At 68.9% G+C, this 3,057-nt stretch carries 3 protein-coding genes and 1 tRNA gene; 2 read left to right on the forward strand and 2 right to left on the reverse strand.

Features of this window, described 5'->3' with window-relative positions; all coding sequences use genetic code 11:
* On the reverse strand, positions 1 to 1,405 hold a 1,405-nt coding region (locus FVW20_RS10960), incomplete at its 3' end, for a Cache 3/Cache 2 fusion domain-containing protein (RefSeq protein WP_196609587.1).
* A 538-nt stretch (positions 1,406 to 1,943) separates the two neighbouring features.
* Between FVW20_RS10960 and FVW20_RS10965 the strand changes: the two genes are divergently transcribed.
* Both FVW20_RS10965 and FVW20_RS10970 read left to right on the forward strand, forming a co-directional pair.
* Positions 1,944 to 2,462, forward strand: coding sequence for a DciA family protein (locus FVW20_RS10965; RefSeq protein WP_196609589.1), 519 nt, complete (start codon positions 1,944 to 1,946; stop codon positions 2,460 to 2,462).
* 111 nt (positions 2,463 to 2,573) lie between these two features.
* A tRNA-Glu gene (locus tag FVW20_RS10970) sits at positions 2,574 to 2,650 on the forward strand.
* A 92-nt stretch (positions 2,651 to 2,742) separates the two neighbouring features.
* On the opposite strand, the gene FVW20_RS10975 is transcribed toward FVW20_RS10970, so the two are convergent.
* Positions 2,743 to 3,057: DJ-1/PfpI family protein (locus tag FVW20_RS10975; RefSeq protein ID WP_196609591.1), on the reverse strand; the 315-nt coding region annotated here is incomplete at its 5' end.

The raw sequence follows: 3,057 nt of genomic DNA on the forward strand, positions 1-3,057 counted from the left end.
CGGCGTCGGCGGCGTTGCCGTACACCAGCTCGCCCAGCTGGCGGCCCAGCCATTGCGCCGGGGCGCCCGCGCGCCGCAACACCGCCAACGCCTCTGCGTTGACGTGGGTGATGTTGTTGGCAAGGTCCACCACCACGCAGGGCACCACCACCCCGTCCAGCACCCCCTGGCTGAAGCCCAGGCGCATGCGCAGTTCGCCCACCATGGCCTGCACGGCCCGCACCGTGGCCCCGATGGTGTCGTCCGCCGCGTAGTCGAAGGTATAGTCGAAGTTGCCGCGCGCCACCTGCTGGGCCAGGGTGGCCAGCCGCTGCATGGGCACCATCAGCTGGCGCACCATCAGCCAGATGACCAGCGCGGCCACGGGCAGGGCCACGGCGGCGGCAATGGCCGCACCGCGCCACAACCGCTCGCCCACGCCGTCCATCAGGTCGGCCCGGCTGACGGTGGTGACGAAGGTGACGTCCCATGGGGCGTAACGGTCGGCGCAGGCTTCGTATTCCTCGCCGTTGATGGCGCAGGCGATGACGCGGGAGCCTCCATTGTCCGTACGGACGGCGGAACCGCCCCGGGCCTGTGCGGTTCCCCCCTGCTGCAGCGCCGCACCCCACGGCAGGTCGAAGACGTTACGGCCCACCATGGCCGAATCGGGATGGATGAGGATGATGCCCGCCCCGTCGAAGGCAAAGGAGTACCCCTTGCCCCCCACGTTGTGGCGCACCACGGCGGCGGCGAATTCCGGCGTCAGCAGGGGCCGGGCCACTTCCACCGCGCCCAGTATCTCGCTGCCGTCCATACCCTTTACCGGGGCGTAGGCCGCGAGGTTCCATTCGCCGCCCACCTTGAGCATGCCGGTAAAGCCGTTGCCGGACAGCACCGCCGCGGTCACGGGGTGCTCCCTGCCGAGGAACGTCCAGCGGGCGGAGCCTGATGAATCGGCCACGCTGGAACTGACGCGCACCAGCCGCCCTTCGTGCAGTTGCAGTACCGATGCCCCCACCCCGGCCAGGTCGCGGATGCGATCCACGAGGTCCGTGCCTTGGTGCAGGTAGGTTGCCCCCAGCTTGAAGCCGGGCAGGGTGGCCCTGGTCCGCCGGTCGGTATCGGCATCGCGCAGGTCGGCCTCCACCTCCATGAAAATCTCTGGGATGGGGAACCCGGCCAGGCCGAACTGCAACTGCATCAGCTTGAGGTCGGAGCCGATCTTGTTGCGGTTCAGCGTATCCTGAAACCGTGCGGATTCCATGAGTATCTGCGAAACGTTGCGCAACGATGCACGCCCCTGCGCAAGGTAGCCGCGCCGGGCGTCCACCAGGCTGGTGACCAGCATGGCCGTCATGGTCACCAGCACCATGGCCAGCGAACCCGCGATGAGCTTGGTGCGGAACGAAAGGGTGGAAAGCATGCGCCCATCCTTGGGGTGTGCCAGCGGGAAGCATGCCCGCGGCAAGTATGCCGGGGGATGAACCCGTCCGGCGTGGATGCGGGCCGGGGCTGTTAGCGGAAGGTGGGGCGTACGCAAGGCGCACGCGGCGGCGGAAACCCGTCCGGCGGCATTCCGTTGTGCCGGAACGCAGCGCGGTCGGGTGCCCCGCATCCGCCCGTGGACAGGTGCCCGCATGACGGTCGGGGCGCGCCACCCTCCCCGGCGGCTGGCGTATTCATGGGGCACCGGGGCGAAGATCAGGTTACGGCGACGTCACGTTTCCGTTGCATGTGACGTTTTCGGCGCTTTTCCCGCACGTTGGCGCATGTGGCGTTCGTGTTGCGGCAACGCGTGGCCGGGACGAAGCATCCGGTCGCATCCCTTCATGCCGCATCGGGCGCCCCCCTTCCGTGCCCGGTGCGTTTCCGGGCCGGACATGCTACACCGCGCCCATGACGCTCAACTGCCCTCTATTCCCCCGCATGCTCCACGCAGCACTCGCCCGCCGGAGGTCGTCGTGAAGACCATAGGCGAGGCCCTGCGGGGCTTTCTGGAACGGCGCGGCGCACCGGAACGGATGCGCCTCGTGCGCCTGTGGGAGAACTGGGACATGGTCATGGGCACGGACATCGCCGTGCTGGCCTACCCGCTGGGGCACCGCAAGCGCATCCTGCTGGTGGGGGCAGAGGACAACATGGCCATGCAGGATCTGACCTTCCTGACGCCGGAAATCCTGGAGCGGGTGAACGCCTTCATGGACGACGTGTCCGACGGGCCATACTTCGAGCGGGTGGAGGTGCACCTGCTGCAGCGCCGCACCCCGCTGGACGAAGTGCGCGTGGAACGCAGCGCGCCCCCGCCGCGCGTGCCGCCCAGGCCGGACAATCTGGGCGGGTTGCTGGGCGCCTTCGACCCGGAATCGCCCGTGGGCCGCGCCTATGCCAGCTATGTGCGCATGTTCCGCGAGATCGGGGATGCCGCGGCGAAGCAGCAGGCTGGACGCACGGAACGGGACGGTACCAGCGGCAGGAAATGACCCCTTCCGCCGCCCCCCCCGCACTCTCTTGCCGCGCCGCCATCTTTTTCGCTTGACGCACACCGCACCTTCGGAGTATCCGTCTCTTCCGCGCCGAAAGGCGCACAGGGTGTCCCCATCGTCTAGCTGGCCCAGGACAACGGCCTTTCACGCCGTCGACAGGGGTTCAAATCCCCTTGGGGACGCCACCGCAAGCCAAAAGGCGTACGCAACCGCGTACGCCTTTTTCCGTTTGGGCGCCTTCCCGCGTGGTCGCACGGGATGGCGCCCTGCTCCTGCCCTACACTTCCGCCGTATACGGCGGGGCCGGGTCGTACTGGATCAGCCTGCGCACGGCGCGGGCGTGGTCCCGGTCATGAATCTGCCCCACCAGCCACAGGGCCATGTCGATGCCCGCCGATACCCCTTGCGAGGTGACGATGTTGCCGTCGCGCACGTAGCGCATGTCGGGCAGCAGGGTCAGTTGCGGGTCGCGGGCCAGTTCTTCGGCGTAGGCCCAGTGGGTGGTGGCCCTGCGCCCGCGCAGCAGGCCCGCCGCGTGCAGGATCAGCGTGCCGGTGCACACGGCCGTCACCCAGCGCGCCGTGGCGGCCCG

Source organism: Nitratidesulfovibrio oxamicus, from assembly GCF_015731765.1.
Taxonomy (GTDB): Bacteria; Desulfobacterota; Desulfovibrionia; order Desulfovibrionales; family Desulfovibrionaceae; genus Cupidesulfovibrio; species Cupidesulfovibrio oxamicus.